Origin of the sequence: Streptomyces tanashiensis (assembly GCF_014648895.1) — a bacterium.
In the GTDB taxonomy this organism is placed as follows: domain Bacteria; phylum Actinomycetota; class Actinomycetes; order Streptomycetales; family Streptomycetaceae; genus Streptomyces; species Streptomyces tanashiensis.
Map to the genome: position 1 here is coordinate 138906 of NZ_BMRZ01000012.1, position 26559 is coordinate 165464.

At 72.3% G+C, this 26559-nt stretch carries 28 protein-coding genes; 7 read left to right on the forward strand and 21 right to left on the reverse strand.

Going from position 1 to position 26559, the window contains the following annotated elements:
* Nucleotides 1-4: 4 nt before the first annotated feature.
* From IE237_RS29075 to IE237_RS29085, 3 genes are read right to left on the reverse strand one after another with little or no spacing between them, the layout of a single operon-like run.
* Nucleotides 5-646, reverse strand: a complete 642-nt coding sequence (locus IE237_RS29075) for an FxLYD domain-containing protein (RefSeq protein ID WP_189805084.1) — start codon at nucleotides 644-646, stop codon at nucleotides 5-7.
* Nucleotides 647-685: 39 nt separating this feature from the next.
* Nucleotides 686-1780, reverse strand: a complete 1095-nt coding sequence (locus tag IE237_RS29080) for a baeRF3 domain-containing protein (protein WP_189805085.1) — start codon at nucleotides 1778-1780, stop codon at nucleotides 686-688.
* Nucleotides 1781-1829: 49 nt separating this feature from the next.
* Nucleotides 1830-2318, reverse strand: coding sequence for a DUF1269 domain-containing protein (locus tag IE237_RS29085; protein WP_189805086.1), 489 nt, complete (start codon nucleotides 2316-2318; stop codon nucleotides 1830-1832).
* A gap of 392 nt (nucleotides 2319-2710) precedes the next feature.
* Here IE237_RS29085 and IE237_RS29090 point away from each other — a divergent pair, with 392 nt between their 5' ends.
* The gene (locus tag IE237_RS29090; protein WP_189805087.1) at nucleotides 2711-3505 is read left to right on the forward strand and encodes an SGNH/GDSL hydrolase family protein; all 795 of its coding nucleotides are present in this window, start codon (nucleotides 2711-2713) and stop codon (nucleotides 3503-3505) included.
* 79 nt (nucleotides 3506-3584) lie between these two features.
* Here the strand turns inward: IE237_RS29090 and IE237_RS29095 are convergent, their stop codons facing one another.
* The 3 genes from IE237_RS29095 to IE237_RS29105 all read right to left on the reverse strand — a co-directional run bounded on the left by IE237_RS29095 (nucleotide 3585) and on the right by IE237_RS29105 (nucleotide 9033).
* Nucleotides 3585-6170, reverse strand: coding sequence for a CLIPPER-2 domain-containing protein (locus tag IE237_RS29095; protein ID WP_189805088.1), 2586 nt, complete (start codon nucleotides 6168-6170; stop codon nucleotides 3585-3587).
* Between the two features lie 102 nt (nucleotides 6171-6272).
* Nucleotides 6273-7478, reverse strand: a complete 1206-nt coding sequence (glsA, locus tag IE237_RS29100) for a glutaminase A (protein ID WP_189805089.1) — start codon at nucleotides 7476-7478, stop codon at nucleotides 6273-6275.
* 31 nt (nucleotides 7479-7509) lie between these two features.
* On the reverse strand, nucleotides 7510-9033 hold the full coding sequence (locus tag IE237_RS29105; protein WP_189805172.1) for an MFS transporter: 1524 nt from the start codon (nucleotides 9031-9033) through the stop codon (nucleotides 7510-7512).
* Between the two features lie 303 nt (nucleotides 9034-9336).
* Here IE237_RS29105 and IE237_RS29110 point away from each other — a divergent pair, with 303 nt between their 5' ends.
* The 3 genes from IE237_RS29110 to IE237_RS29120 all read left to right on the forward strand — a co-directional run bounded on the left by IE237_RS29110 (nucleotide 9337) and on the right by IE237_RS29120 (nucleotide 11883).
* The gene (locus IE237_RS29110) at nucleotides 9337-9714 is read left to right on the forward strand and encodes a DUF6325 family protein (protein ID WP_370468314.1); all 378 of its coding nucleotides are present in this window, start codon (nucleotides 9337-9339) and stop codon (nucleotides 9712-9714) included.
* Between the two features lie 108 nt (nucleotides 9715-9822).
* Nucleotides 9823-10104 (forward strand): SHOCT domain-containing protein, encoded by a 282-nt coding sequence (locus tag IE237_RS29115; RefSeq protein WP_189805090.1) that lies wholly within the window; start codon nucleotides 9823-9825, stop codon nucleotides 10102-10104.
* Nucleotides 10105-10161: 57 nt separating this feature from the next.
* Nucleotides 10162-11883, forward strand: coding sequence for an alpha/beta hydrolase (locus IE237_RS29120; RefSeq protein ID WP_189805091.1), 1722 nt, complete (start codon nucleotides 10162-10164; stop codon nucleotides 11881-11883).
* 27 nt (nucleotides 11884-11910) lie between these two features.
* Here IE237_RS29120 and IE237_RS29125 read toward each other — a convergent pair whose 3' ends face one another.
* Together IE237_RS29125 and IE237_RS29130 are read right to left on the reverse strand one after the other, a co-directional pair.
* A complete protein-coding gene (locus IE237_RS29125) occupies nucleotides 11911-12693 on the reverse strand; it encodes a CPBP family intramembrane glutamic endopeptidase (RefSeq protein ID WP_229842955.1) in 783 nt (260 codons plus the stop codon).
* Between the two features lie 104 nt (nucleotides 12694-12797).
* Nucleotides 12798-12986, reverse strand: coding sequence for a CsbD family protein (locus tag IE237_RS29130; RefSeq protein WP_189805092.1), 189 nt, complete (start codon nucleotides 12984-12986; stop codon nucleotides 12798-12800).
* A 211-nt stretch (nucleotides 12987-13197) separates the two neighbouring features.
* On the opposite strand from IE237_RS29130, the gene IE237_RS29135 reads away from it, so the two are divergent.
* The 3 genes from IE237_RS29135 to IE237_RS29145 all read left to right on the forward strand — a co-directional run bounded on the left by IE237_RS29135 (nucleotide 13198) and on the right by IE237_RS29145 (nucleotide 14522).
* Nucleotides 13198-13842, forward strand: a complete 645-nt coding sequence (locus IE237_RS29135) for an HdeD family acid-resistance protein (protein ID WP_189805093.1) — start codon at nucleotides 13198-13200, stop codon at nucleotides 13840-13842.
* 208 nt (nucleotides 13843-14050) lie between these two features.
* Nucleotides 14051-14308: a DUF6400 family protein gene (locus IE237_RS29140; RefSeq protein WP_189805094.1), complete on the forward strand. Its 258-nt coding sequence runs from the start codon at nucleotides 14051-14053 to the stop codon at nucleotides 14306-14308.
* Nucleotides 14292-14522 carry a hypothetical protein gene (locus tag IE237_RS29145; RefSeq protein WP_189805095.1) on the forward strand — a complete coding sequence of 77 codons (231 nt, stop codon included), beginning with the start codon at nucleotides 14292-14294 and terminating at the stop codon, nucleotides 14520-14522. The genes IE237_RS29140 and IE237_RS29145 overlap by 17 nt, the downstream gene beginning before the upstream one ends.
* Nucleotides 14523-14524: 2 nt before the next feature.
* On the opposite strand, the gene hypE is transcribed toward IE237_RS29145, so the two are convergent.
* The 13 genes from hypE to IE237_RS29205 all read right to left on the reverse strand — a co-directional run bounded on the left by hypE (nucleotide 14525) and on the right by IE237_RS29205 (nucleotide 26542).
* On the reverse strand, nucleotides 14525-15625 hold the full coding sequence (gene hypE / locus IE237_RS29150) for a hydrogenase expression/formation protein HypE (protein ID WP_370468310.1): 1101 nt from the start codon (nucleotides 15623-15625) through the stop codon (nucleotides 14525-14527).
* Between the two features lie 4 nt (nucleotides 15626-15629).
* A complete protein-coding gene (gene hypD, locus IE237_RS29155; protein ID WP_189805096.1) occupies nucleotides 15630-16805 on the reverse strand; it encodes a hydrogenase formation protein HypD in 1176 nt (391 codons plus the stop codon).
* Nucleotides 16802-17119 (reverse strand): HypC/HybG/HupF family hydrogenase formation chaperone, encoded by a 318-nt coding sequence (locus IE237_RS29160; protein WP_189805097.1) that lies wholly within the window; start codon nucleotides 17117-17119, stop codon nucleotides 16802-16804. The genes hypD and IE237_RS29160 overlap by 4 nt, the downstream gene beginning before the upstream one ends.
* A gap of 10 nt (nucleotides 17120-17129) precedes the next feature.
* A complete protein-coding gene (gene hypF / locus IE237_RS29165) occupies nucleotides 17130-19595 on the reverse strand; it encodes a carbamoyltransferase HypF (RefSeq protein WP_189805098.1) in 2466 nt (821 codons plus the stop codon).
* Nucleotides 19592-20287 carry a hydrogenase nickel incorporation protein HypB gene (gene hypB, locus IE237_RS29170; RefSeq protein ID WP_189805099.1) on the reverse strand — a complete coding sequence of 232 codons (696 nt, stop codon included), beginning with the start codon at nucleotides 20285-20287 and terminating at the stop codon, nucleotides 19592-19594. The genes hypF and hypB overlap by 4 nt, the downstream gene beginning before the upstream one ends.
* Nucleotides 20288-20289: 2 nt before the next feature.
* Nucleotides 20290-20712, reverse strand: coding sequence for a hydrogenase maturation nickel metallochaperone HypA/HybF (locus IE237_RS29175; protein WP_189805100.1), 423 nt, complete (start codon nucleotides 20710-20712; stop codon nucleotides 20290-20292).
* 140 nt (nucleotides 20713-20852) lie between these two features.
* Nucleotides 20853-20981 (reverse strand): DUF6893 family small protein, encoded by a 129-nt coding sequence (locus IE237_RS41400; protein ID WP_268253748.1) that lies wholly within the window; start codon nucleotides 20979-20981, stop codon nucleotides 20853-20855.
* Nucleotides 20982-20988: 7 nt separating this feature from the next.
* On the reverse strand, nucleotides 20989-21519 hold the full coding sequence (locus tag IE237_RS29180) for a hydrogenase maturation protease (RefSeq protein ID WP_189805101.1): 531 nt from the start codon (nucleotides 21517-21519) through the stop codon (nucleotides 20989-20991).
* The gene (locus IE237_RS29185) at nucleotides 21516-22913 is read right to left on the reverse strand and encodes a hypothetical protein (protein ID WP_189805102.1); all 1398 of its coding nucleotides are present in this window, start codon (nucleotides 22911-22913) and stop codon (nucleotides 21516-21518) included. The genes IE237_RS29180 and IE237_RS29185 overlap by 4 nt, the downstream gene beginning before the upstream one ends.
* On the reverse strand, nucleotides 22910-23548 hold the full coding sequence (locus IE237_RS29190; protein WP_189805103.1) for a DUF6084 family protein: 639 nt from the start codon (nucleotides 23546-23548) through the stop codon (nucleotides 22910-22912). Before IE237_RS29190 ends, IE237_RS29185 begins: the two co-directional genes overlap by 4 nt.
* Nucleotides 23545-24204 (reverse strand): DUF5947 family protein, encoded by a 660-nt coding sequence (locus tag IE237_RS29195; RefSeq protein ID WP_189805104.1) that lies wholly within the window; start codon nucleotides 24202-24204, stop codon nucleotides 23545-23547. Before IE237_RS29195 ends, IE237_RS29190 begins: the two co-directional genes overlap by 4 nt.
* Complete coding sequence (locus IE237_RS29200; RefSeq protein WP_189805105.1) at nucleotides 24201-24761, reverse strand: NifU-related iron-sulfur-binding protein; 561 nt, start codon at nucleotides 24759-24761, stop codon at nucleotides 24201-24203. The genes IE237_RS29195 and IE237_RS29200 overlap by 4 nt, the downstream gene beginning before the upstream one ends.
* A complete protein-coding gene (locus tag IE237_RS29205; RefSeq protein ID WP_030689662.1) occupies nucleotides 24758-26542 on the reverse strand; it encodes a nickel-dependent hydrogenase large subunit in 1785 nt (594 codons plus the stop codon). Before IE237_RS29205 ends, IE237_RS29200 begins: the two co-directional genes overlap by 4 nt.
* Between the last annotated feature and the right edge of the window lie 17 nt (nucleotides 26543-26559).

Consider the following 26559-nt stretch of genomic DNA (forward strand, 5'->3'; position numbering starts at 1 on the left):
AGTGTCAGTACCGCTCTGCCTTGGTGAGCCTCGGGGTGAGCACGGGCTCAGGAGGCTGCCTGCTGATGACCAACGGCTGTTTGCGTCCACCCGGTTCGAGGTCCTCGGCACCGACGAACTGCGTCTCGACGACCTTGCCCGAAGGGTCGAGGAAGTCGACCTGTACGGCGTAGGAGGCCTCCTCTGACGTCTTGTTGGTGATGGTCACCACGACGGTCAGCACGCCTCCGGTGTCCGCCCTGGGCTTGCCGGTCATGCCGACCTCGCCCAGCGCGTTGCCCTGTCCCTGCACGTCCTTCAGAGCGTTCTCGGCCGCCTGCCGGGAACGCTCGATCTCCGCCCCGACGGACGCCGCGCGCGAGGCCTCGCGCGCGGACGCCGACGCCGCCGCCGAGGAGGCGGACGCCCGGGCGGACTCGACCACCTCCGACGCCGAGGAGGCGACGGAGGACGGCGGTTCGCCCGAGAAGCGCGCCGTGTCGGGGGCTGTGGGGCGTTCGCTGAACGCGGGACCGCCGGTGTCGTCGTTCCCGGTGTCGCAGGACACGAGACCGGCGGCTCCGAGAGCCGTGACGACGACGGCGGCTGCCGCGCTCACCGCCCGGGTGCGCACCGACCGCCTCGCACCCGCCGATGTGGGGTTCACAGGATCCGTCCTCTTCTCTTTGCCGTGGTGCGGCCGTCGTCAGTAGCGCAGGACGCCGGCGATGCGGTCCATGTCGAGCAGGGTGTCGTCGCGTACGAACCGGACCTCGGCTCCGGTGTCGAGGGCCCGTTCGACGATCTCGTCGACCATGTCGTCCCGTGCCCCGGCCTCGGAGGGCTCGGCCGGTTCCAGATGGCCGCCCTCGTCCCGTACGACGGTCCGGTAGTGGTCCTCGACGGCGAGCAGTCTGATCCGGCCCTCCTTCACGGCCTGCCACACCTCGTCGAGGCCGCCGGCGAACTCGCGGCGCCCCCTGGCCGCGCCCAGCTCGGCCATGACGGTGGTCGACCCGGCGGCCTCACGGGCGGCGCGGGCGGGCTCGACGGCCTCGTGGACCGCCGCGGCGGGGCCGCTCGCGAGTCCTCCGCGGTGGACGGGCGTCGTGTCCTGCGGGAGCGGCCCGGTCTCCTCCAGGAGCGCGAGTGCGACCGGCTCACCGATCACGTAGAGCGGGCGCGGCTCGGAGGCGAGCACCGCGCGCAGGGCCGTGTGCGCCTCGCGCAGGAACTGGCGGGTCGCCTCGTCCTGGAAGGTGCTGGGCAGGTCGCCGACGCGTTCCTTGCGTTCCGCGTCCGGGTCCTCGAGGCTGCGGGTGAGCGGGAACCCGTCCCCGGTGTGCTCGGTGAGCCGTTCGGGGCTGCCGCTCCAGAGCGAGACCCGGTCGGCCGCGACGGCGAGCGCCCAGGAGGGCTGCTCGGCGGCCTGGGCGGCGACGAGGTTGCGGGTGAGGAAGGTGTCGGCGAGGACGACGCGCTCCGGCACCGACCGGGCCACCGACCACACGTGGTGCTCCCCCGGGGCCACGAAGATCACCAGACCGTCCTCGGCGTGGGCGAGGTCGACCTCCGCCACCGCCCGGCGCAGCTGGTCCAGGACGTCCGCGCGCCGCTCGCGGGTCACTGCCGGATCGTCCTGGACCGCCTTCTCCGCCGCGGCCACGAGGTTGCGCAGGCGTACGGGGTCCTGGGCGTTGTCCGGCTCCCGGCGGTGCGTCGGCATCACGAGGGACACGGCGGGGTACGGGCGGGGCTGTCGCAGCTTCGCGAGTACGTCGCTGCTGAGCGCGGGGTTCATGAGGGAGCCCTCCTGGCGAGTTCCGGTGGTTCTGCGGGGCGGGGCCCGGCTACTGGGGGCCGGCGAGCTGCTCGGCCAGTTCCTTCTCGTCCTCGTCGCTGAGCGAGGTCTTGAGGACGGTGCCGCCGTGCGGCCGCATCGCCACCGTGAACTTGTCCTCGGTGAGCTTCGAGGCCATGATCACGACGGCGGCCGAGCCGGGCTTGAGGAGGTCGGCCACCTGCCGGCGGAACTGCTCGTCGACTCCGGACTTGCTGAGCTTGCCGACCAGGCCGCCGAGGGCCGCTCCGGTCAGGAGCCCGACCCCGGGCAGCAGGAAGAGGAGACCGAAGATGGCTCCCCACATGGCCCCGGAGGCGGCGGAGACGCCGATGATGCGGCTGCTGGTGTCGACATGGGTGGCGCCGTCGGCGTCCACGGAGACGACCGCGAGACCGTTCAGGTGCACGACGTAGTCCCGTTGCAGGTCCTGCACCGTGGCGAACGCCTGCTCGGCCACGTGGGGGTCGTCGTATCCGATGACGATGAGCTCAGCCATTCCCGCCTCCTCGGAGATGGGGATCCTCACGGTCTCCCCTCCTGCGAAGGGGCCTGTGCGGCCTCTCCAGGGCCACGAAGTGTCATCTTGTCCTGATATACGCCCTGTCGCGACTCGGTGATCCCCTCAACGGGCGTACGGAGGGGAGTCGCGGCTCGATGACTCCGGCGCCGAAGCGCCGTCCCCGAGCCGCTCGCCGCAGCCGCCCCGGCCCACCGTCGCCGGACGCGCGCACAGGGCGCAATCGGGACGAGTCTACGCGCGGAGAACTAAACATGCGCGCAAAGCGGACGACTTCCGTCCCGAGGGCTACCCGCCGGTATCTCCGCCCTGCTAGAAGTGTCGCGTTCAACCAACTCACCTCCCCCACTCTGGATTTGAGGCTGATCGCCATGCTCTGGCGAAGATTCGTGCTGTCTGCATCGACCGTGCTCGCAGTGGCCGCCGCGGCCCTCGGAGCGGCCCAGCCGGCCGGCGCCGCCGGCCATCGCTACGTGGCCCTCGGGGACTCGTACTCCTCCGGCGTGGGCGCGGGCAGCTACCTCTCGGACAGCGGCGACTGCCGTCGCAGCACCAACGCCTACCCCAGCCTGTGGGCAGCGGCCAACTCCCCCTCCTCGTTCTCCTTCACCGCTTGCTCGGGTGCGACGACCGGAACCGTCCGCAGCGGCCAGCTCGCTCCGCTGAACGCGTCCACGACCCTCGTCAGCGTCACGGCGGGCGGCAACGACGTCGGGTTCGCCGACATCATGCAGACGTGCGTGCTCAACAGCGAGGCCACCTGCGTCGCGGCCGTGAACGCCGCCGTCGTGAAGATGAACAGCACGCTGCCCGGCGGTCTCTCCGCCCTCTACGGAGACATCCGCAGCCGCGCGCCCCAGGCGCACGTGATCGTCCTCGGGTACCCCCGGTTCTACAAGCTGTCCGGAACCTGCATCGCCGGACTCAGCGAGACCGAGCGAGCGGCCATCAACCGGGGTTCCGACACCCTCAACGGTGTGCTGGCGAAGCAGGCGGCGAACGCGGGCTTCACCTTCTCCGGTGTCGTCGACGAGTTCACGGGCCACGAGATCTGCTCCTCGGACTCCTGGCTGCACAGCCTGTCCGTACCGGTCTCCAACTCCTACCATCCCAAGGCCGCCGGGCAGTCGGGCGGCTACCTGCCCGCCTTCCGTTCGGCCGTCTGACCGCTGCCCCCGGGCTGACGAAGGGACCGGACCGGCCGCTCGGCGGCTCGGTCCGGTCCCGTGTCCCAGGGGGGTCAGGTCAGCGCGCGGTCTCCTTCCCGGGCCGCTTCGCGGTCTTGTCGTGGCCGGCGCCGTAGCCGTTGTCGCCGTAGCCGTGATCACCGTCCTCGCAGCCGCCGTGGCCGTAGCCCCAGTCGTAGCCGTGGGGCGGGCAGACGGCGGGGACGCGGAGCCGGACCGGCGGGCTCTCGACGGTGCCGCCGGCGGGGTCGGTGCCCGTGGCCCTGGCGGTGTTGGTGACGTGGCCGGCGAGGGCGTCCTCCTCGGTGACCGTGTACGTGGCGCGGCAGGTGGCACGGGCGCCGGGTGCCAGCGTCGTCGGTTCGCAGACGACGTCCGCGGCGCGGTCGTCGGTGACGGCGATGTCTTCGAGGGAGGTCGATCCCTCGTTGGCCACGGTGTACGTGTAGGTGATCCGGTCGCCGGGCTTGACCGGTCCGGCCGTGTCGGCCTTCTTGGTCACGGTCAGCTTCGAGACGCCGACGACGCTCAGGGTGACCTCGGCGAGCGGGCTGAGGACGGTGCCGCCGCGCGGGTCGGTCGCGGTGGCCCGGGCCTGGTTGGTGAGGTGGCCGAGCGCGAGGTCGGCCTCGGTCACCCGGTACGTGGCCCGGCAGGTGGTGTCCTCGCCGGCGGCCAGGGTGGTGGCGTCACACGTGACGTCGGGCGCGTGGTCGTCCTGGACGGCGAGGTCGTTCAGGGGCGTCCGGCCGGTGTTGGTCACGGTGTACGTGTAGGTGACGGTCTGTCCGACGCGGACCGGGCCCGCCGTGTCGGCCTTCTTGGTGAGGCCGAGGGAGGAGGTGCCGACGACGGTGACGGTGGCCTCGGTCGGCGGCGACTCGATCGGCCGGCTCTCGGAGGTGCCGGTGGCCTTGGCGGTGTTGGTGACGTGTCCGGTCTGGGCGTCGGCGGCGGTCACGGTGTAGGAGCCGCGGCAGGTGGTGCTGTCGCCTGGGCTGCCTGCCGGGGCCAGCGTGGCGGAGTCGCAGGTGATGCCGGTGACGCGGTCGTCGGTGATGGCGAGGCCGGTGATCTCGGTGCCGCCCTCGTTGGTGACCACATAGCTGTACGGCACGGTGTCACCGACGTCGAAGGGCTCGGCGGCGTCGACGCTCTTGACGACGGTCATGCCGGGAGGCGCCTCGATCGGCACCTTGACGGTGGAGTCCGGGGAGGTGACCGGGTCGCCCCCGGAGGTGCCGGTGGCGCGCGCGGTGTTGGTGACGTGACCCCGGGCCACGTCCGCGGCGGTGATCAGGTAGGTGCCGGTGCAGGTGATCGTCCGCCCCGGTTCGAGGACGGCGACCGGACAGTCGATGTCGCCGACGGTCGGATCGTGGACCGCGATGTCGTTGATCGGCGTGTTGCCGGCGTTGGTGACGACGAAGTCGTACGCGACGGGGGTGCCGGCGACGAGTTCGCCCGGCCTCGGCTCGTGGACCTGCTTGACCAGGTTGAGTTCGGGCAGCGGTTGTTCGGTGCTGACCGAGACGTTGCGGATCAGGTGCACGTCGGTGAACAGGCCCGTCGACGCGGCGAAGCCGAACTTGTAGGTGGACGGCACGGGCTCCGGAGCCTGGGTCTGGAGGACCTGGCGCATGCCCTGGCCGTCGTTGAAGTCGATCGAGACGGTGAGGACCGGGGCGGGGGCCGGGGTGAGGTGCACGTTCACCCGGCGCCGCGAGGGTTCGAGCAGGGTCTCCGCCTGCTGCGGCGTCACATTCGCCGGCAGGGTGGTGAGCGGGCCCTGGAGGGAGCCCGGCAGGGTGGACGGCCACGGCGGGGTGGTGGTGAGGTTGCCGGTCGTCGCGGTCAGGAAGCAGTACCCGACGGTGCCGTCGCCCGGGCCACGGACGGTGACCATGTTCCGGCCGGGCCCGGGGACGCGGAAGCCGGTGCCGGCCGGGGAGCGGGTCGGGCAGCCGTTGCCGCGGTGCTCCCAGTCACCGAAGTAGTTCCCGAGGACGTCGAGGCCGACGCCCAGGTAGCCGCTGTCGACGCCGGGGAGGAACTCGAGGTTGGGGTTGTCGTCGGGGAGCTTCTGGGCGTAGCCGAGGCTTCCGCCGAAGGCTCCGGGGTGGTCGAGCGAGACGTCGCCGTTCACCAGGAAGAAGGAGATGCCGTCGGCCGGATTGTTGGGCGTGGTGCTGCCGTACTGCCACTGGTCGAAGGTGACGTCGAGGCCGTTGCCGGCCGGGAGTGCCTGGTCGAAGAGGACGGCGCCGCTCTTGTCGTTCCCGGAGTCCGTGAGCCTCAGGTATCCGTGCGGGGCGCCGTTCTGCGGGGGCACCGGGCCGACGCCGGGGGTCGGGCAGCCGATGAGCGGATGGTCGCCGGAGCCCTCGGGTGCCGGGGCGGCGCCGGTGAGGCAGGCGGCGCCGACGGCGGTGAACCGGGCGTCGGCGGTGGCGCCGGTGAAGGTCTCGCCGAGCAGCGGGGCGCCCGCACGGGGGGCGGGGGCCGCAGGTCGGTCGTCGGAGCCCGAGGCGTGGGCGAGGGAGCCGGCCGGTCCACTGCCCAGAATCCCGAGGATCGCCGCCACGGCCACGACGCGGGGCGCCCGGGTACGCGGCCTCGGGGGTCCGCAGTCACTTCTCGTCATGACAGGACTATGGACACCGAGCGTCACGAGATATCACATAATGCTACTATTTCAGTAACGTTCGCCCTTTTGAGTGGACAGACGGACCCCCGGGCGCTGCCGCTAGCCCTCGCGCGGGAGGCCGGTGACGGTGACCGTGTGACCCTGCTCGGTCAGCAGGTCGAGGGCCCGGCGGAGCATCGCCTCGGCCGTGGTGTCCACCGCGGTCACCCGGTCCAGGTCGAGCAGCACCGTCCCGGGGCTCTCCGGGGCGCACTCCCCCAGGGCGAACACCACCCGTTCGGCCGCGGTGAAGTCCAGCGCGCCCTGCGCCGCCACCTCCCCGCCGTGCTCGTCCCGGCGCAGCGAGACCACCGTGGCGGCGGCCGGGGCGGGGTTGTGCATCAGGTGCAGGCCGAAGCGCCCGGAGAGCTCGCGCAGCGCCGCCACGCCCCGGACCGGGTTGCCGACGGCGTCCAGCGGCGGGCTGTGGACGGCAATCCCGAAGCGGGCCGGTCCGGCCGCGACCAGACCGCCGGAGACCCCGCTCTTGGCGGGCAGCCCGACCCGTACCATCCAGTCGCCGGCCGCGTCGTACATCCCGCAGGTGGCCATCAGCGCCAGCACCCGGACCGCCACCGGCTCGGGCACCACCACCGCGCCCGTCACCGGGTTCACCCCGCCGTTGGCCAGGGTGGCCGCCATGACCGCCAGGTCGTCCACCGTGGCCAGCACCGCGCACTGGCGGAAGTAGGTCTCCACCGCCTCGGCCGGGTCGCCGGCCAGCGCGCCGGTGCCCCGCATCAGGTAGGCCAGCGCCCGGTTGCGGTCGCCGGTCTCCGCCTCCGAGCGGTAGACCGCCTCGTCGACCGCCAGCGGACGTCCGGCGAAGCGGCCCAGGCAGTCCAGGATGCGGGCGAAACGCCGGGCCGGATCGGCGGCGGGGACCAGGGCGGTGACCGCGATGGCACCCGCGTTGATCATCGGATTGGCCGGGCGGCCGGTCGCCGGGTCCAGGCTGATGGCGTTGAAGGCCTCCCCGCTGGGCTCGGTGCCGACCCGGCGGTCCACCGCCTCCGGCCCCAGCTCGGCCAGGGCCAGGGCCAGGACGAAGGGCTTGGTCACCGACTGGAGCGTGAACTCCGTGTCGCAGCGGCCGGCCCGGTAGCGGTGCCCGTCCATGCTCACCAGGGCGAGCCCGAAGCAGTCGGGGTCGGCCTGGGCCAGTTGGGGGATGTAGTCGGCGACCGCGCCCTCGTCCAGGCCCTGGAGCCGCTGCCGCAGCTCCTCCAGCGCCTCGGTGACGACGTCGGAGGCCGCGTCGCTCATCTCCGCACTCCTCGGCGGCCCGTCCGCCCGGTCACTCCGGAGGCGTCGGGGCCGGGTCCTTCGGGGTCGCGCGGTCGCCCGGGTGGCGGACGGCGAAGAGGAAACCGAGAGCGAGGGCGACGGCCATGCCGTAGAAGACCCATTGGTTGGCCTGGGCGAAGTCCATCTGGATGGCCGACATGGCGTCGCGGGTGGCTTCGGCGACCTGGCCGGTGCCGGTCGGCGGGGTGGCGTCGCCGTGGCCCGAGACGGAGTCGGTGATGCCGCGTGCGACCTGGTCCGCGACGGCGGGTGCGATCCCGCGTGCCCGGAGCGTGTCCGTCACGTTCTCCGTCATGGCCCGGGACAGCAGGGTGCCGAACACCGCCAGGCCCACGCTCGCCGCGTAGTTGCGGACGGTCTGGGTGATGCCCGTGACCTCGCCGTAGGAGGCGCCGATGGCCCGGTTGACCGCGTCCGTCGACGCCGGGGCCATGATGAAGCCGATTCCCGCGCCGGCGAGGGCCACGTAGGGCCACTGGTCGTGCATGGACAGGTTCGTCAGTTCGTTGGCCCACAGGGCGAAGCCGACCGCGCCCAGGATCGTTCCCGCCTTCAGCGCGGGGCGCGCACCCCGTTTGTCGAGGATCCGGCCACCCCACTGGGAGGCGAGGGCGAAGCCGACGAAGAAGTACAGCAGGAAGAGCGCCGCCTGGTTGGGAGAGGCGCTGAGGGACACCTGGGCGTAGACGGAGGAGAAGAAGAACACCGGCACGAAGGCGAGCATCGCGAAGAACAGCACGGCCGCGTCCACCCTGAACGCCTTGTCCTGGAAGACCCGCAGGTCGATCAGCGGATGGCGGAGGCCGCGCTCGTACCGTACGAACACGTACAGGATCGCGAGGCCGCCGACGACGCACAGCCAGGTCGCCCAGCTGCTCCAGCCCCATGACCATGCCTGCTGGAAGCCGAGGACGCTCAGGCCCATGCCGGCGGCGATGAGGACCGCGCCGGGCACGTCGAGAGTTCCGGGGCGCGGGCGGTCCGCGATGTGCGCGAGGGCGGTGAGGACCAGGGCGACGATCGCGACCGGCACGTTGACCCAGAAGACGGCGCGCCAGGTCCACGCGGACGTGAGCCAGCCGCCGAGCAGCGGGCCGACGGCGGTCAGCGCTCCGGAGATCCCGAAGAACAGGGCGAGGGCCCTGCCCCGCCGTTCGACGGGGAACACCGCCACGACCACGGCCAGCGCCGCCGGAAAGAGCAGCGCCGCGCCCAGACCCTGCACGGCCCGGAAGGTGATGAGCCAGGGCTGGGCGTAGTCGCCGGAGGGGACGCAGCCGCAGAGGACCGAGGCGACGACGAAGACGAGGGTGCCGATGACGACGACGCGCCGTGGCCCGTACAGGTCGGCCAGGCGGCCGCCGAGGGCGAAGAACGCGGCGAGGGCGAGGAGATAGGCGTTGACCACCCATTGCATGCCCGAGCTGGAGAGGCCCAGTTCGCGCACGATGTCGGGGGCGGCGATGGAGACGATGGTCTGGTCGATGAACGTCATCGCCACCGCGAACATCATCGCCGCGAGTGCCACTGTCTGGTTCGGGAGCCGCCCGCCCTCCTGCTGCGCGGGAGGCTGCTGCGAACCAGGTTCCGTCCGGCTGCTCACCCTGCCCAGTCTGATCCCGTCCGTCGCATCGCGCATGCCGCGCGGGCTCGGCCGGACCGTGGTCGAGGCGGATCCGTCCCGGATGCACCGCGCGACGTCCGGTGTTGGAATGGCGACCAGGGGCCTCCACGATTCAGAGGTGACGTTGTGACCGAGCAATACGACGAGATCGGCCCCATCGACTATGTGGTGGTCGAGTTTCCCGGCAACCACATGACGGGCGAGGCCTTCCCTCTCCTGGTCGACCTGGTGGAGCGCGGCATCATCCGGCTCCTCGACCTGATGTTCATCAGGAAGGAGGAGGACGGTTCGGTGACCGCTCTGGAGATCGCCGATCTCACCGGGGACGGCAATCTCGACCTCGCCGTCTTCGAAGGCGCCCAGTCGGGACTGCTGGGCCAGGACGACCTGGAGGAGGCCGCGGCCGCCGTGGAGCCCGGCAACTCCGCCGGTCTGCTGATCTACGAGAACGTGTGGGCCGCGCCGTTCGCCACCGCCCTCCGACGGGGCGGAGCCCAGTTGGTGGCCTCCGGGCGGGTGCCCGTACAAGCCCTCCTCGCCTCGCTCGAAGCGGCCGAGGAATCGGCGTGACCCGTCGCCCTCGGATCCGAAGCCGACAGGCCCGGAAGCCGTTCGACGACGTCGCGTGAGGCGTGACACAGACGTCGCGTGAGACGTGAGACAGCAGAGGAGAAAGCGATGCCAGGTCTACTTCGCGGAGTGGCCCGCACTGCGGTCGTCGCGGGTACGGCGACCGCCGTGTCCAACCGCGTGTCCCGCCGCCAGCAGGGTCGCTGGGCCGCTCAGACGCAGGCGGCCGAACCGCCGCCCGCCGCCGCCCCGCCACCGGCCCCCGCTCCGGCGCCGTCCGACGGCATGGAGAGCAAGCTGGACCAGCTCAAGCAGCTGGGTGAGCTCAAGGAGCAGGGAGTGCTCACCGAGGCCGAGTTCGAGGAGCAGAAGCGTCGAATCCTCGGCTGACCGGCCTGGGTGGCACGGCGGGTCGGGACTTGGGATCGTTTCCCCGGGAGGACAGCCATGAGTCCTGACCTGCACCAGCCCCCTCCGGAGGGCTCCCCCGACAGCGAGGAAGCGGAGAGCGAAGGCGCCGAACCGGCCGCCGGCTTCTGGCAGCGCCGGTCGCTCAGCCTCACGCTCCCCGGCTGCTGGGGTGCCCTTCTCCTCGCCTGCCTCTCCTTCACCCCGTCGCTGCTCCCTCGCGGCGGGATCCTCCAGGGGCTGATCTGCGGCATCAGCGCCGCCATCGGGTACGGGCTCGGCGTGGTCGCGGCCTACGTGTGGCGGGCGTTCGCCGACCGGGAGGCGCGGAGCGCGTCGCCCGGTTCGTGGCGGGTCCTGATCATCTGCGCGATCGTCCTGTTCGGCCTGTCCTTCGGGCTCGGCCAGTACTGGCAGCACGAGATCCGCCGGCTCATGGGGGTCACCGACTACAACCTCCTCACCACCCTCGCCTGCCCGTTCGTGGCCGCGCTCGTCTTCTGGCTGCTGCTCCTGGCGGGCCGGGGACTCCGGCGTCTGTACCGATGGCTCGCCCGCCACCTCCGCCGCTGGATCGGACCGCGCGCGGCGGGAGTGGTCGGCTGGGTCGTCGTGGCGGGTCTGGCGTGGGCCCTCGTCAGCGGGGTCCTGCTGGCCGGCTTCGTGAACGCGGCCAACGAGGCGTTCTCGCTGCGGGACACGGAGACGCCTGAAGGCGTGCGCCAGCCCACGTCGACGCTGCGCTCCGGCGGGCCGGGGTCGCTGGTGCCGTGGGACTCGCTGGGCAGGCAGGGCCGGGCCTTCACCGGCGACGGTCCTTCGGCCGCCGACATCGGCACGTTCACCCACCGCCCGGCGCAGGAACCCGTACGGGCCTACGCCGGGCTCGCGACCTCCGACGACGCCGAGTCGCGCGCGGAGCGGGCCGTCGCGGACCTCGAACGGGCCGGTGGCTTCCAGCGCGCGAACCTGCTCGTGATGACCACCACGGGAAGCGGCTGGGTCGATCCAGCCGCCGTCGACTCCTTCGAGTACCTCGGCGACGGAGACGCGGCCACCGTGGCGATGCAGTACTCGTACCTGCCGTCGTGGCTGTCGTATCTCGTGGACCAGTCGAAGGCGCGCGAGGCCGGCCGGGAGCTCTTCGACGCGGTGTACGACGTCTGGTCCAAGCTCCCCCAGGATCAGCGTCCGCGGCTGTTCGTGGCGGGCGAGAGCCTGGGGTCGTTCGGCGGGGAGACGGCCTTCAGCGGCGAGTACGACCTGCGCAACCGCACCGCCGGCACCCTGTTCGCCGGCCCCCCGAACTTCAACACGCTGTTCCGCGAGTTCAGCGACCACCGCGACGGGGGAAGCCCGGAGATCGAACCCGTCTACAAGCAGGGACGGACCGTACGGTTCACCGATGACCCGACCACGGGGATCCTGCCGAAGGATGAGCCCTGGAACGGTACGCGGGTGCTGTATCTCATGCACCCGTCCGACCCGATCGTCTGGTGGAGCCCCGACCTGGCGCTCTCCGAGCCCGACTGGATCGGCGAGGCGCCCGGCGGCGACGTGCTCGAAGAGATGGTCTGGATCCCCTTCGTGACGTTCTGGCAGGTGACCGCGGACCTGCCGTTCTCCACGGGCGTGCCGGACGGCCACGGTCACACGTACAAGGCCGCGTACGTCGACGGCTGGAACGCCGTCATGCGGCCGACGGGCTTCACACCACAGGACCTGGACCGGCTGCGCGAGGTCATCCAGCCGAGCCACTGATCACGGACGCCCCTCAGGGCCGCGGGGTCAGCGCAGCACGAAGCCGACGACGTAGCCGAACGCGTTCACCGCCCAGTGCAGGCCCATGGGCGCCAGCAGACTGTCACTGCGGCGGCGCAGTTCACAGAACAGGACGCCCGCGGCCGCCGTGAACAGCACGGCCCCGCCGATCGCGAGGACGGAGCCGAGCGCGGACTCCCCGAAGACGCCGGTCAGCGCGGGTTTCGCGGTCGCCAGGTGCAGGGACGGCAGGACGTGCCACAGGCCGAACAGCAGACTCGACACGGTGGTCGCCCAGACCGTCCCACGGGCCCGGCGCACCAGTCCGTAGAGCACTCCGCGGAAGGCGACCTCCTCCACCAGGACGGTGCCGACGGGGACCACCACGAGAACGCGCACCGCCAGCTCGCCCCCGGTCATCCCGTCGTACCGCCGGTCCTCGAACAGCGAGCGGGTGGCCGGCAGCAGCGCTCCGACGAGGTAGACGGCGGCGACGATCCCGATCAGGACCGATGCCCAGCGGGCACCTCGCGCCCGTGTCCCGGGGGCCAGCCCCGCGTCCGCCGCCGTGCCGCCGGCCCAACGGAGCACCCCGAGGAGCAGGGCGGCGACCGCGACGGCCGCGATCAGGCGGAGCGGGCCGGTCCAGCGGTGCAGAAGCAGGTTGGCCGCCACGAGAACGGCGACCGTGAGGACGACGGCGGGCCCGGTGCCGATGGGCCCGCGCCACCGGGCCCTCGGCGGGTCGTCCGGGGAGCGGGGCCCTCGTACGGCGGGCCGGCGGCCCTCGTCGGGATCGCGGCGGGACACCAGAGTGAGTCCGTCCTTCTCCTGAGGCGGCGGCTCCTGCTGAGGCGGCGGATCGTGGATCCCCTCCCCTCCCGGGGGAGACGGCCGTGGGGCGTGGTGGAGGGCTACGAGCGGTGATCGCGCTTGAGCGAGTCCACGATTCCCTCGGCGCGGTGGCGCATGCTCGTCGCCTTCTGACGGAGCTTGGCCTTCGTCTGGTCCGTCTTGCCCTCGGCCTCCAGGCGCTCGTGGCCGGTGATCTTTCCGGCGATCTCCTTGAGCCTGCCCTTGGCCTTGTCCATGGCGTCACTCATGCTCGTGATCCTCCGTCCGGTCGTTCCCACACTCCACGCTAGGTTCGGACGACCCCGGGTGCTCGTCGGCAGGCTCTCGTGGGAGCAGGTGAGGCGGCGGGCACGCGGAGGGTGGAGACTTGTACGGGAGGCTCACACGGTCGCCGTGGCCACTCCCCCGAGCGTCGAGGACTTCCCCGGCGATCCGCTCGGGCGAGCGGGAGGAGGACACATGACAACGTCACAGGGCTCCGCACCCGAGGACATGGCCGGCGAGGCGGGCACCGCTCCCGCGGTCGACCCGGCTGACCAGCTGGCACGTCTCGGCCGTTCCTGGACGTGGCTCCTCGGCGCGGCGATCGCGACACTCGTGCCGGGCATCCTGGCGCTCGTCTGGCCGGACGTGACCCTGCACGTCCTGGCCGTGCTCATCGGGCTCTACCTGCTGGTGATCGGCGGCTTCCGCTTCGTGGCCGTGTTCGGCCGCGACAGCGACCGCGTGCCCGGCCTGATCGTGGCCGTCCTGTGTGTCCTGGGCGGGGTGCTGTGCCTGAGGAACCCGCTCCAGACGATCTCCGCGCTCTCGCTCATCGTCGGCGCCGTCTGGCTGGTGTCCGGCATCGTCAGCCTGTACTCCGCCATCGCCACCAAGAACATGCCGCACCGCGGCGTCGTCATGGCCGTCGCGGTCCTCGGCATCGTCGCGGGAATCGTGGTCCTGGCGCTTCCGGCGGAGTCGGCCCGGGCCCTGACCAGGCTGCTCGGGCTGTGGCTCGTCCTCATGGGCCTGGCCGAGGCGGCGGCCGCCCTGGCATGGCGGTCGGCCCTGCGCAGGGCGGGCATCACGGGCCACGACGCGTCCGGCCCGGCCGCATGACGGGCGCGGACCTCGATCCCGCCTGACGGGCGCGTCGCCTCGACGCCGCTCGCCGTCCTGCCCGTGGAACCGCCGGTCAGTGCTTCCGCCCGTTCGGCATGAGGTGCGCCACAGGGGCCGTCGAAGGAAGGCCGGACCCTTCCGTACGCGCCGTGCGCTCTGGTAGACGTGGTGGCGTACTTGTTCGATTCACCCCGAAAGTCCCCCCATGAACCACGGCCCCGACACGCCTTCCGACCTGGTCGGCTTCAGTATCGACCTCACCGTCGAGGAGGCACGACGGCGTGCCGAGGTCGTGGCGGCCCTCGGGCCCGACTGGGACCCCGTGGCCGTCCTGCGCGAGGAGGAGGCGGCGCACGCCCTGCTGTACTCGGGCCTGGACGAGGAGCAGCAGCGGCTTCACGCGATGCTGGTCGCGGCCGGTGTCCTGCCCGGGGAGGTGCCGGGCCGTGCGTCTTCCGCTTGATCCCCACGCCGACCCGGCCCGGCGGGCCTGGGTCGCGTGCCCCGGCTGCGACGACTCCCGTGACTGCGGGACGTGCCTGGACCGCCGGAACTGCCGGAGCCACTGGCGCTATCTGATCGCGAACAAGGGGCCCCGGGTCCACCTGCAGTGCCCGAACTGCACCCACATGTGGACCCTCGACACCTCCCGCGAGCGGCGCGGCCGCCGGGTCTGAGTTCAGCAGATCCTGGGCAGCTGCTCTCCGAGCGGCATGTCCACGACGCGCGTGCCGCCGAGTCCGGTACGCGCCACCACCATGCCCGGGTGGGTCTCGACCGCCTCGCCGATCACCGCCGCTTCGGCGCCCAGGGGGTGTGCGCGCATCGCGGCCAGTACGGCGTCGGCGTGGTCACGCGGGACGAAGGCCACGAGCTTGCCCTCGTTCGCCACGTACATGGGGTCGAGTCCGAGCACCGCGCAGGCGTTGCCGACCGCCTCGGGGATCGGAACGGCGCGCTCCTGGATGACGACGCCCGTGCCCGACGCCGCCGCGATCTCGTTCAGCGAGGCGGCCAGGCCACCGCGTGTGGGGTCGCGCAGCACGTGCAGGTCCCGCGTGGCGGCGAGCATCGCCTCGACGAGGCCGCCGAGCGGTGCGCAGTCGCTGGTGATCTCGACACCGAATTCGAGGCCCTCCCGCACGCTCATGATCGCCACGCCGTGCAGGCCGATCGGGCCGCTCACGATCACCACGTCGCCGGGCACGACCCGTTGCGGGCGCAGGTCGACTCCGTCGGGGATCAGTCCGACGCCCGAGGTGTTGATGTAGATGCCGTCGCCGTGGCCGGCCTCCACGACCTTGGTGTCACCGGTGACGACCTGGACGCCGGCCGCGCGCGCCGCGGCACCGAGGGCTTGCGCGACGCGGGCGACCACGTCGGTCTCGACGCCTTCCTCCAGGATGAACCCGCAGGAGAGGTGACTCGCCCGGGCGCCGCTCATGGCGAGGTCGTTCACGGTCCCGTTGACGGCGAGGTCGCCGATGCTGCCGCCGGGGAAGAAGAGGGGGCGCACCACGAAGGAGTCCGTGGAGAACGCGAGGCGGGCGCCTCCGATCCGGATCTCGGCCGCGTCGGCGGTGTGGGCGAGGGCCGGTCCGCCGTAGGCGGGCGCGAAGACGTGCTCGATCAGCTCGGCGGACAGCGCTCCTCCGCCGCCGTGGCCCATGACGATGCGTGGTTGGTCGCGCAGGGGCGCGGGGCAGGTCCAGGAGAGCATGTCGGGTACCGGCTGCGCGGCGTCGGCCGCCGGGACGGTGCTGACGGTGGTGTCGGGCACGGTGTCAGGCAAGGGTGCTGCCCTCCAGGGAGGCGGTGACCGGGGACGGGGTTGCGGAGGCCGCCGCGGGAGGCCGCTGTCCCGGGGTCGCCGCGTCGAGCCGCCGGTAGAGGTAGTAGGCGGCGCAGGCGCCCTCGCTGGACACCATCGTGGCGCCGAGCGGGGAGCGGGGCGTGCAGGTGGTGCCGAACGCCTCGCACTCGTTCGGCTTCAGCAGGCCCTGGAGGACTTCGCCGCTGCGGCACTCGGCGGGCTCGCGGGTGTCGATCCCCTCGACGGAGAAGCGGTGCTCGGCGTCGTGGTCCCGGTAGCGTTCGGAGAGGCGCCAGCCGCTGTCCGGGATGACGCCGATGCCGCGCCAGGCCCGGTCGGTGATCTCGAAGACATCGCCGAGCATCGCCTGTGCCGCCGGATTGCCCTCGGCCGTCACGGCGCGCTGGTAGGCGTTCTCGACCGTGTGCTCGCCCCGCTCCAGCTGGAGCACGGTCCTGCGTACGCCTTCCAGGATGTCGAGCGGCTCGAAGCCGGTGACCACGATCGGCACCCGGTGGCGCTGTGCGAGCTCCGGGTACTCGGCCGTGCCCATCACGCTGCAGACGTGGCCGGCGGCGAGGAATCCCTGGACGCGGCAGTCCGGGGACCGCATGATCGCGTCGATCGCCGGGGGGACGCGGACGTGGGACACGAGCAGGCTGAAGTTGCGGATGTTCCGCTTGCGCGCCTGATGGACCGTCATCGCGTTGGGCGGCGCCGTGGTCTCGAAGCCGATGCCGAAGAAGACCACCTCCCGGTCCGGGTTCTGCTCGGCGATCCGCAGCGCGTCCAGCGGGGAGTAGACCACCCTGACGTCGCCGCCCTGCCCGCGGACCTGGAACAGGTCGCGGCCCGTGCCGGGGACGCGGAGCATGTCGCCGAAGGAGCAGAAGATCACCTCTGGCCGGGAGGCGATCTCCAGGGCCTTGTCGATCATCTCCAGCGGAGTGACGCAGACCGGACAGCCCGGGCCGTGGATCAGCTCGATCTCGGGGGGCAGCAGCTGGTCGATGCCGTGCCGGATGATGCTGTGGGTCTGGCCGCCGCAGACCTCCATCAGGGCCCAGGGCCGGGTCACCTTCGCACGGATCTCGTCGAGCAGCCGGCCCGCCAGGGCCGGGTCCTGGAACTCGTCGATGTACTTCACGGCCGCACCTCTCCGTGGACGTCGTCCTGCGCCTGCCACTCGCTTCCCGCGGCCTCGGCGGCCTCCCACGGGTCTCCGAACTCCTCCTGGAGCAGGCCGAGGGTCTCGAACAGCTCCAGCGTCCGCTTGGCGGACTCCTCGTCGAGCTTCTGGAGGGCGAAGCCCACGTGCACGATGGCGTACTCGCCGGGTCTCAGGTCCGGCAGGTACTCCAGGCACACCTCCTTGACCACTCCGCCGAAGTCGACCGTGGCCATCCGGGTGCCGTCCCGGTCCTCGACGTCCAGCACTCTTCCTGGTACCGCCAGGCACATGGGTGTCTCCTCACTGTCGCTCTCGTCGCGGCGTGCCGGGAGCCGCCAGGTCCGTGCTCCGCGCGGCCACGACGAGCTGGCCGAGAGCCAGACCGCCGTCGTTCGGCGGGATCAGGCGATGGCGCAGCACGGTGAAGCCGTCTTCCCGGAGTCCTTCGGCGCAGGCCGAGGAGAGCACCGTGTTGGCGAACACTCCCCCGGTCAGGGCCACGGTCTCCACGCCTGTCCCGTCGCGTGCGGCGGTGCAGACCGTCCGCACCAGCCGGGCCACGGCGTGGTGGAACCGCGCCGCGACGACGGCCGCGGGGGTCCCGTCCAGCACGTCGGCGGCGACCGCGGCCAGCAGGGGTGCGGGGTCGGCGGTGAGCGGGGCACCGGCCCGCGGCGCGCCGAGCCGGAAGGCGTAGCGTCCGTCCTCGGCCTCGGCGGGTGCGCGCAGGGCCGCGGCCTCCAGCTCGATCGCGGCCTGTGCCTCGTATCCCGCGTGGTGGCAGATCCCCGCGAGGGAGGAGACGGCGTCGAAGAGGCGCCCCATGCTGGACGTGGGCACGCAGTTCAGATTGCTCGCCAACTGCCGTTCCAGTACGGGAAGTTCTTCGGGAGCGCAGGCTCGCGCGCAGGGCAGGGCGGGGTCGGCGGCGAGGCCGGCGGCACGCAGATGGGACAGGGCCATGCGGTAGGGCCGTCGTACGGCCGCGTCGCCGCCCGGCAGGGGGACGTAGGCCAGGTGCGCGAACCGCGCGAACCCGGCGTAGTCCGCGAGCAGGAACTCACCGCCCCACACGGCGCCGTCGAGACCGTGGCCGGTGCCGTCGAAAGCGACGCCGATCACGGGAGCCGTGCCGTCGAGGCCGTTCTCGGCCATCGCCGCCGCGACGTGCGCGTGGTGGTGCTGCACGGGGACGACGGGCCGGTCCGCCGCGTGCTCGCGGGCCCAGCGGGTGGACCGGTAGCCGGGGTGGCGGTCGGCGGCGAGCAGCCCGGGCCGTACGCCCGTGACGGACTCCAGCTGCCGCTCGGCGGAGCTGAGGGCGAGCTGGGTGGCGAGGTCGTCCATGTCGCCGATGTGGGAGGAGAGCCAGGCCTGGCGTCCGTCGCCGAGGCAGAAGGTGTTCTTCAGGTCCCCTCCGACGGCGAGGGCCGGGGCGACCTCCACGGGCAGCGCGACCGGCAGCGGCGCGTAGCCCCGGGAGCGGCGCAGCGTCAGCTGCTCCCCGTCGCACACGCGGACGACGGAGTCGTCGCAGGGGACATGGATCGGACGGTCGTGCAGCAGCCAGGCGTCCGCCAGACCGGCGAGCCTGGTCAGTGCCTCCGCGTCGTCCGTGACGATGGGCTCGCCCGCGAGGTTGCCGCTGGTCATGACCAGCAGCCGTGGCCCTTCCCGGTCCGTCGTGCCGAGGCCGAGGAGGAGGTGGTGCACCGGGGTGTACGGGAGCATGAAGCCGAGGTCAGGACTGCCCGGCGCCACCCTCGGCGCCGGCGCGGCCCCGGGGCGCGGCCGGGCGTCGTGCCGGCGGCGCAGCAGGACGACGGGCCGGACGCCGCCGGTCAGGAGTTCACGTTCGAGCGGGCAGAGGTGTGCGAGGGGCTCGATGTCGGCGAGGTCCGCGGCCATCATCGCGAACGGTTTGTCACCGCGCGCCTTGCGGCGGCGCAGTTCGGCCACCGCGTCGGCGTTCGTCGCGTCGCAGGCCAGGTGGTAGCCGCCGAGCCCTTTGACGGCGAGGATCGCGCCGGAGGCGAGCATCCCGCGCGCGGCGGCGATCGGGTCGGCACCGGGATCGGGGGCGGTCCGGTCGTGCCCGGGGGCCGGATCCGTACCGGAGGAGGCGGGGCAGCCGGGTGCCGTGACCAGCCGCAGCCGGGGGCCGCAGTGGGGGCAGGCGACGGGCTGCGCGTGGAAGCGCCGGTCGGCCGGGTCCGCGTACTCCCGGGCGCAGTCCGCACACATCGGGAAGCCGGCCATGGTGGTGTGGACCCGGTCGTAGGGCAGTCCCGTGACGATCGTGAACCGCGGGCCGCAGTGGGTGCACGTGATGAAGGGGTGCAGGTGCCGCCGGTCGGCCGGGTCCGCGAGCTCGGCGAGGCAGTCGTCGCAGGTGGCGGTGTCCGGCGGGACGAGGGTGCGGACGGCGCCGCCCTGACGGGAGGGCACGATCGTGAACCCGCTGCCGCCGCGCGCGGTCACCTCGGCCGACTCGACCGACTCGACCCTTGCCAGGGGCGGGGCGTCGGGCGCGAGGCGGGCGCAGAAGGACGCGACGTCCGCGGGATCTCCCTCGACCTCCGCGACGACGCCGTCCGCCGTGTTGGTGACGTGGCCGGACAGGCGCAGCCCGGTGGCGAGGGCGTAGACGAAGGGCCGGAAGCCCACGCCCTGCACGACGCCGCGGACGACCACACGGCTGCGCCGCGGGGCCGTGGCGGGTGCGGATGCGGGTGCGGATGCGGGTGCGGGCCGTGCCGTGGTCACGCGCCGGCCCGGGCCATCACCGGGGTGTGGACACGGTTCCCCTCGGCGACGGCGAGGGCCCGGTCGAGCAGCGCGCCCGCTCCCCGGCCGTCACGCACCGAGCTGAGGACGATCTCGACACCGGGGTTGACCTGCTGCACGTGGGCGCGGAAGGCCGCCTCGTCGAACTCCGCGGCCTCGGCCATGTCGGTCTTGGTGACGATCACCAGCTGGGCGAGGCCGAACGCGGTGGGGTACTTGAGCGGCTTGTCCTCCCCCTCGGTGACCGAGGCGAGGACGACGCGGAGCGACTCGCCGAGGTCGTAGCCGGCGGGGCAGACGAGGTTGCCGACGTTCTCGACGAAGAGCAGCCGGGTGGACTCGGGAAGCCAGTCGTGCAGGTGCCGGGCGACCATGTCGGCCTCCAGATGGCAGAGGCCGTCGGTGAGCACCTGCTTGACGGGGGCACCCGAGCGGGCAAGGCGGCGGGCGTCGTTCTCGGTGGCGAGGTCGGCGGTGAGCGCGGCGGCGCTGACGCCCCGTTCGCCGGCGAGGCGCAGTTCGCGCTCCAGCAGGGCGGTCTTCCCGCTGCCGGGGCTGGAGAGCAGGTTGACCACCGTGGTGCCGCGGGCGCTCAGTTCGGTTCGCAGGATCTGTGCCGCGGCCTCGTTCTTGGCGAGAACGGCGCGCTGGAGATCGACGGCTCGGCACATGCTCAGCTCTCCTCGGTGATCGGTTGGCGATGTTCGCGCGGGACCTCGGCGTCGGTCCGGCGGGCCTCCCCGCTCTCGGGGTCGGCCCAGCGGACCTCGCGGATCCGGAGTTCGCGGCCGGAGACGAGTTCGTCGGCGGCGGCGCCGCAGCCGGGGCAGAGCAGGAGCGGCGGCATGCCGACCGCCCAGACCTCGGCGCAACGTGCGCAGCGCGCGGTGCCCGGGACGGTACGGGTGATCAGCTCGGCGCCCTCGACGACGGTTCCGGCGCAGGCGAGTTCGAAGCAGAAGGCGAGGGCGTCGGCGACGACGCCGGCCAGCTCGCCCACCTCCAGCTCGATGCTGCTGACGCCGACGGCCCCGCGGGACCGCGCCACGGTCTCGACCTGGTCGACGACGGCGACCGCGAGGGACATCTCGTGCATCGGTCTCCGTCCTGGGCGCGGGGGTGGGGCTCGTGCGCCATTAGAGAACGGGGGGTGGCGGGGGAACGCCCGGCGCGCCGGGGCCGGACGGCGGTGTCGTCCATTCGGTGCAGCCGCCGCCACCGCACCCGCGGGGGGCGTCACATCCGGCTGATCCGCAGATAGCGCCGGAGGTCGGGGAGGACTCCGACGACGACGGCCACGACGGCCAGGGCGACGGTGGCGGCGAGGAGGTTTCTCTGCATGGAGCTCTCCGTTTCGGTCTTCATACGGCGGTCATACGACGGCGTCCTGGCGGACCAGTCCGGTCACCATGCGCACCGCCTCGGGTACGGCCGCGGCGACCTGCGGGCTGAGCCCGATGCCCTCGTCGAGGCAGGCGGGTTCGCAGCCGACGACGAGGATCCGCCGTGGCGGAGCGGCCCCGGTCCCCGCACAGAGGGTGTCGAGCAGGGCGAGGACGGCGTCGGGGGTCATCCGGTGGCCGTCGAGCGGCGAGGGCTCCTGGCCGGAGCTCCGGTCGTCGGCGTCCGAGGCGTCGATCAGGTACAGCGTCCCGGGCTCGCCGCCGCGGGCGGTGACGTCGACGAGGACGAGGGTGTCCCAGCCGTCGAGGAGTTCGTAGGCGAGGTGGACGCCCCGGACTCCGACGTCGGCCAGCTCGACGGAGGAGGGGAGTTCCTCGCGGGTGAGCCGCCGCAGGGTCTCCACGCCGAAGCCGTCGTCGCCGAGGAAGATGTTGCCCACCCCGGCCACGAGGGTGCGGGCCGGGCCGGACGCCCCTGCTTCGGGTGCGGGGCCGTTCACTCGTCCTCCAGGGGTTCGACCTCGTCGGGCTGGAAGTAGAGGAACCTGCCCTGTTCGCGGCGGATGTCGGCGCCCGGGTCGTCCTCCACGGTCACCGCGATGTGGACTCCGCCGTCGACGTCGTGGAGGACCGCCTCGACCAGCGCGGTGCGCCCGTCGAGGAACAGGTCCTGGGCGTCCGTGCGGCGCAGCCGTGGGCGCAGGACGACCCTGCTGCCTGCGCGGACCTCGTGTCCGTCGACGAGGACGTGGTCGCTGCCCGGGTCGACACCGGTGTCGCCGCCCGGGTCCCACCAGGGCGTCTCGGGTTCGAGGAAGTCTCCGGCCGGCTTCGGGGGTCCGGTGACGCTCTGGAGGCTCCGTACCGCTCCGTGGAGACGTTCGAGGACCTCGGGCGGCATGGTGTCCGCCAGCTCGATCACGGCCGCCGCACGCGCGTCGGTCCCCCTGGCCTCGCGCTTCTCCTCGTCGGTGAGGGCCGCCGTGCGCAGGGCGAGGATCTCGTCGATCTCGGTCGCGTCGTAGAGGGCGCCGGGGCTCTCGGGCGCGATGGCCGGGTGGTCCTCCAGGATGATCGGTGAGGAGAGCAGCAGGTCGTCGCGGCCGGGTTCGCCGGCCAGGACGGGCCAGGTGTGCAGGTTGCGGCAGGCGGCGACGGCGCCCCTGGCCCATTCCGGCGGGTCGGTCATCGACAGGAACGCGCCGCCGTCGAGGCGGAGCAGGGTGTGGGTGGCGACGAGGGAGTACGGCAGTGCCGCGTGGCGGTCGGTGTCCGGCTCGGCGGTCCAGGCGCTGGTGTTCTCCACGGTGACCGTGAGGCGCTCGACACGGTACGGGCCGTCGAGTTCGGCCGCCGAGATCCGCAGGGTGCCGCTGATCTCCTCGCGGCGGCGTACGAGGCGGCCGAGGACGCGTCCGTCGGGGTCGGTGACCTCCTCCGTCTCCTCGGCGGCGGGGCGGGTGAAGGGCAGGGCGGTGCCGTCGCCCCGCAGGTCGGCGACGGGCACGGTGAGGGTGACGCGCTCCTCGACGCCCTCGTCCCATGGCACCAGGACCCGGTCGGCCAGGCGGAGTTCGCCGGTCGGCGCGAAGGTCCCGTCCTCGCGGAGTTCCTCGACGGTACGCCGCTGGGCGCGCAGGAAGCGGACCTCCACGGCGAGCTGGGCGCCGGTCCTGGGCTCCATCAGGCACTCGGTGAGCTGGAAGTCGTGCTCCTCGGCGGCGGCGCTCCAGGACGGCGGCACCAGGACCCCGAACTGCCAGCGGAGCCGGTTCTTCGCGGCGGACGCACGGTACGGGTAGAGGACGTACCCCTCGAAGAGGACGGCGTCGGCGACGTGCCGGGCGACGGCGAACCGTGCCTCGGTGCCGGGGGTGAAAGCGACCGTGGTCATGGTGTCCTCTCCCCCGCCGCTTCGAGCAGGGACTCGACGGTGGCCTCCCACGACGGGAGGGCCCGGCGCGAGCGGTAGGCGAGCAGGGCGTCCATCGCGTCGCCGGGGAGCCGGATCCATCCGCAGCCGGGGAAGTGCTGGTCGATCATCTCGCGCCAGACCTTCACGGGCATGCGGTGGGAGACCTCCTTGTCCCAGGGAACGGGCTCGACGTGGAAGCCGCCGGCGCCGGTGAAGGCGGTGCCGGAGAAGAGCAGGAGCAGCGGGATGTCACCGTCGGAGAGCGCCCGGAAGTACCGGGAGGCGGCGATGTCGGTGTCGTAGGTGCAGGGCACGACGAGGTCGGTCTCGATCTCGTCGGTGAAGCCGGGCACCATGACGGAGGCCTGGGCGAACTGGACGGGGTTGAGGCTGCTGCCCCACCGGGAGCGTTCGCCGAAGAGGTCGCCCAGGGCCGCGGCCTCGTGGTCGTCGTAGCCGCGCCGGGCGGGTTCGACACGGATCTGGCAGCGCAGGGCCATGGCGTGGACCCGGGTGCCGCCGGTGGCGGTGATCCGCAGCCGGAACACGAGCGTGGGTCCGGCGGCGTAGGCGTCGGCGCGGACGTCGGTGCAGGCGAAGGAGAACTCGGTCACGGCCTGCTCCCCTGCGGCTCGCGGGCCAGACCCCGGACGTGACCGAAGAGGGCGTCGAGGTCCGCCCGCGCCTCCGCGCCTCCGTCGAAGCCCTGCCAGTGCAGTCGCATGCGGCCCACCAGTTCGTAGCAGAGGTCGATCGGCACGAGGAAACACTCGGTGCGGCCCTCGTGGCGGCGCAGCAGCAGGGCCTCGACGTCGGGTTCGAGGAGGGCGGCGAGCCGCGTGGCGTCGAGGACGGACCGCCAGGCCTCCTCGTCGGGTTCGCTCTCGGTGGCGCCGGCGGGGCTCGGGTAGAGCACCACCGGCCGGTCGAGGGCGGAGTTGCGGAAGAAGAACGCGACCGAGACCGGGATGCGCAGCGACTCCCAGGCCCGGTCGTCGATCCGGTGGTCCGGGTCGCTCAGGAAGCGGCCGGGGACCGCCCGGAACCGCCCCGGGGAGGCGGCGGAGCGGTCCATGAGCTGCGCGCACGGGCCGCAGGCGCAGACCAGGGCCCGCTTGTCCGTGTCGACGAGATGCGGATGACGCTGCTCGGCCGCCAGCGGGGCGCCGCACAGTTCGCAGCGCTCCTCGCGGGGCGGGCGGGGGGTGGTGAACCGGCGCAGGCCGGTGGGCCCCGGTGGCCGGACGGCGCTGTTCGGCGGCCCGTTCACCGGGCGGTGGCCGATGAGCGGCCGTCCGCGCCCGCGAGGGACGGACGGGTGCCGATCTGGAGCAGCGCCGGTTCGCGCGGGGCACCGCTCTCCAGCTCCACGCCGGTCACCTCGGGGGCGAAGCAGGCGAGGGCGTCCAGCGCCGCCTGCCGTACGGACTCCTGGGTGCCGGAGCAGCCGCAGCCGGTCGAGGCGGTGGCCCGCAGCCGCACGATGCCCGTCTCCGGGTCGAATCCGGCGTTCTCCACGGGCTGCGGCAGGGCGGACAGGGCACGGTCGATGCGGGTCGGCACGTCCTCGGGGTGCAGTCCGTGCAGGGTGAGGAGGCTCGCGACGAGTTCGTCCGCGAGCAGCGGGGCCAGCGGGTCGGCGGGCGGGCGGGCGGCGGGGCGCCCGAGGAGCTCGACGACGCGGGCGAGGCCGCTGCCGTAGAACTCCATGAGGACGCGTACGACTTCCTCCGCGGCCGCGCAGGCCTCGGCGTCGCCGTTCTCGGCCAGCCGGTCAAGGACCTCCTCGACGCGTCGGCCCGCCTGTTCGGCGGTGGTCGTGCTCATCCGGCCAGACCGCTCAGGCCGGTGGGCACGTGCATCTGCTTCACGGTCCGGCCGTTGCCCGTGTACATGTGGACGCCGCACGGCAGGCAGGGGTCGAAGCTGCGCACGGCGCGCATGATGTCGATGCCCTTGAAGTTCTCGGGCGTGTTCTCCTCGAAGATCGGGGTGTTCTGCACCGCGTCCTCGTACGGTCCGGGGGTCCCGAACGTGTCCCGCGTGGACGCGTTCCACGGCGTCGGCGGGTAGGGGTGGTAGTTGGCGATCTTGCCGTCCCTGATGACCATGTGGTGCGAGAGGACACCCCGTACGGCCTCGGTGAAGCCGACGCCGATGGACTCGTCCGGCACCTCGAACTTCTCCCACGTCTGGGTGCGTCCGGCGCGGACCTCCTCCAGGCCCTTCTCGGCGCAGTGCAGGGCGACGGCCGCCGCGTACGCCTGGAAGTACGTCCGGGCGCGGTTGCGCTCCAGGGCGTTGCTCCACTTCGGGATCTTCCACTCGAAGGTGGTCTCCGGCTTGGTCATCGTCCGGGGGAGGTTGATGACGACGCTGTGCCCGGTGGCCTTGACGTAGCCGATGTCGACGAGGCCGGAGAGCGCGGTCGACCACAGGCGCGCGATCGGGCCGCCTCCGGTGTCCAGTGCCAGGTGGTCCTTGCCGTCGAACCAGCGCGGGGACATGACCCAGCTGTACTTGTCGTCGAAGTTCCGCTTCTGCGGCGCCGGGATCGTGTGCTGGTTCCACGGGTGGCGCGGGTCGACCGGGTTGCCCAGCGGATCGTGGGTGACGAACTGCTCCTGGCCCTGCCAGTCCTCGTAGTACGAGCTGCCGAGCAGGATGCGGATGCCGAGGTTGATCTCGGTGAGGTCGTTGGTGACCAGCTTGCCGTCGACGACGACGCCGGGGGTGACGAACATGCGCCGGCCCCAGTCGGTCATGTTGGCGTAGGTGAAGTCACAGTGCTCGGGGTCGTTGAGCGCGCCCCAGCAGCCGAGCAGCACACGGCGGCGGCCGACCTCCTCGTAGCCGGGCAGCGCCTCGTAGAAGAAGTCGAAGAGGTCGTCGTGGAGCGGGACGACCCGCTTCATGAACTCCACGTAGCGCATGAGGCGGCTCATGTAGTCGGTGAACAGCTGCACGGACGCGACCGTGCCGACACCGCCGGGGTAGAGGGTGGAGGGGTGGACGTGCCGCCCCTCCATGAGACAGAACATCTCCCGGGTGTAGCGGCTGACCTGGAGCGCCTCGCGGTAGAACTCGCCTTCGAGGGGGTTGAGGGAGCGCATGATGTCCGCGATCGTGCGGTAGCCGTGCTCGGCGGCGTGCGGCGCCTCGGTGCGCTCGGCCAGCTCCAGGACGCCGGGGTTGGTCTCGCGGACCATCTTCTCGCAGTAGTCGACCCCGACCAGGTTCTCCTGGAAGATGTTGTGGTCGAACATGTACTCCGCGGACTCGCCGAGGTTGATGATCCACTCACCGAGGTGCGGGGGTTTCACGCCGTACGCCATGTTCTGCGCGTACACCGAGCAGGTCGCGTGGTTGTCACCGCAGATGCCGCAGATGCGGCTGGTGATGAAGTGCGCGTCGCGGGGGTCCTTGCCCCGCATGAAGACGCTGTAGCCACGGAAGACGGAGGACGTGCTGTAGCACTCCGCGACGCGCTTCTGCTTGAAATCGATCTTCGTGTGGATGCCGAGGCTGCCCACGATCCGGGTGATGGGGTCCCAGGCCATCTCCACAAGGCCGGAGCCGTCACCCGTCGTCTTCGCCGGAGATGCCATGGTCGCTGTGCTGCCCT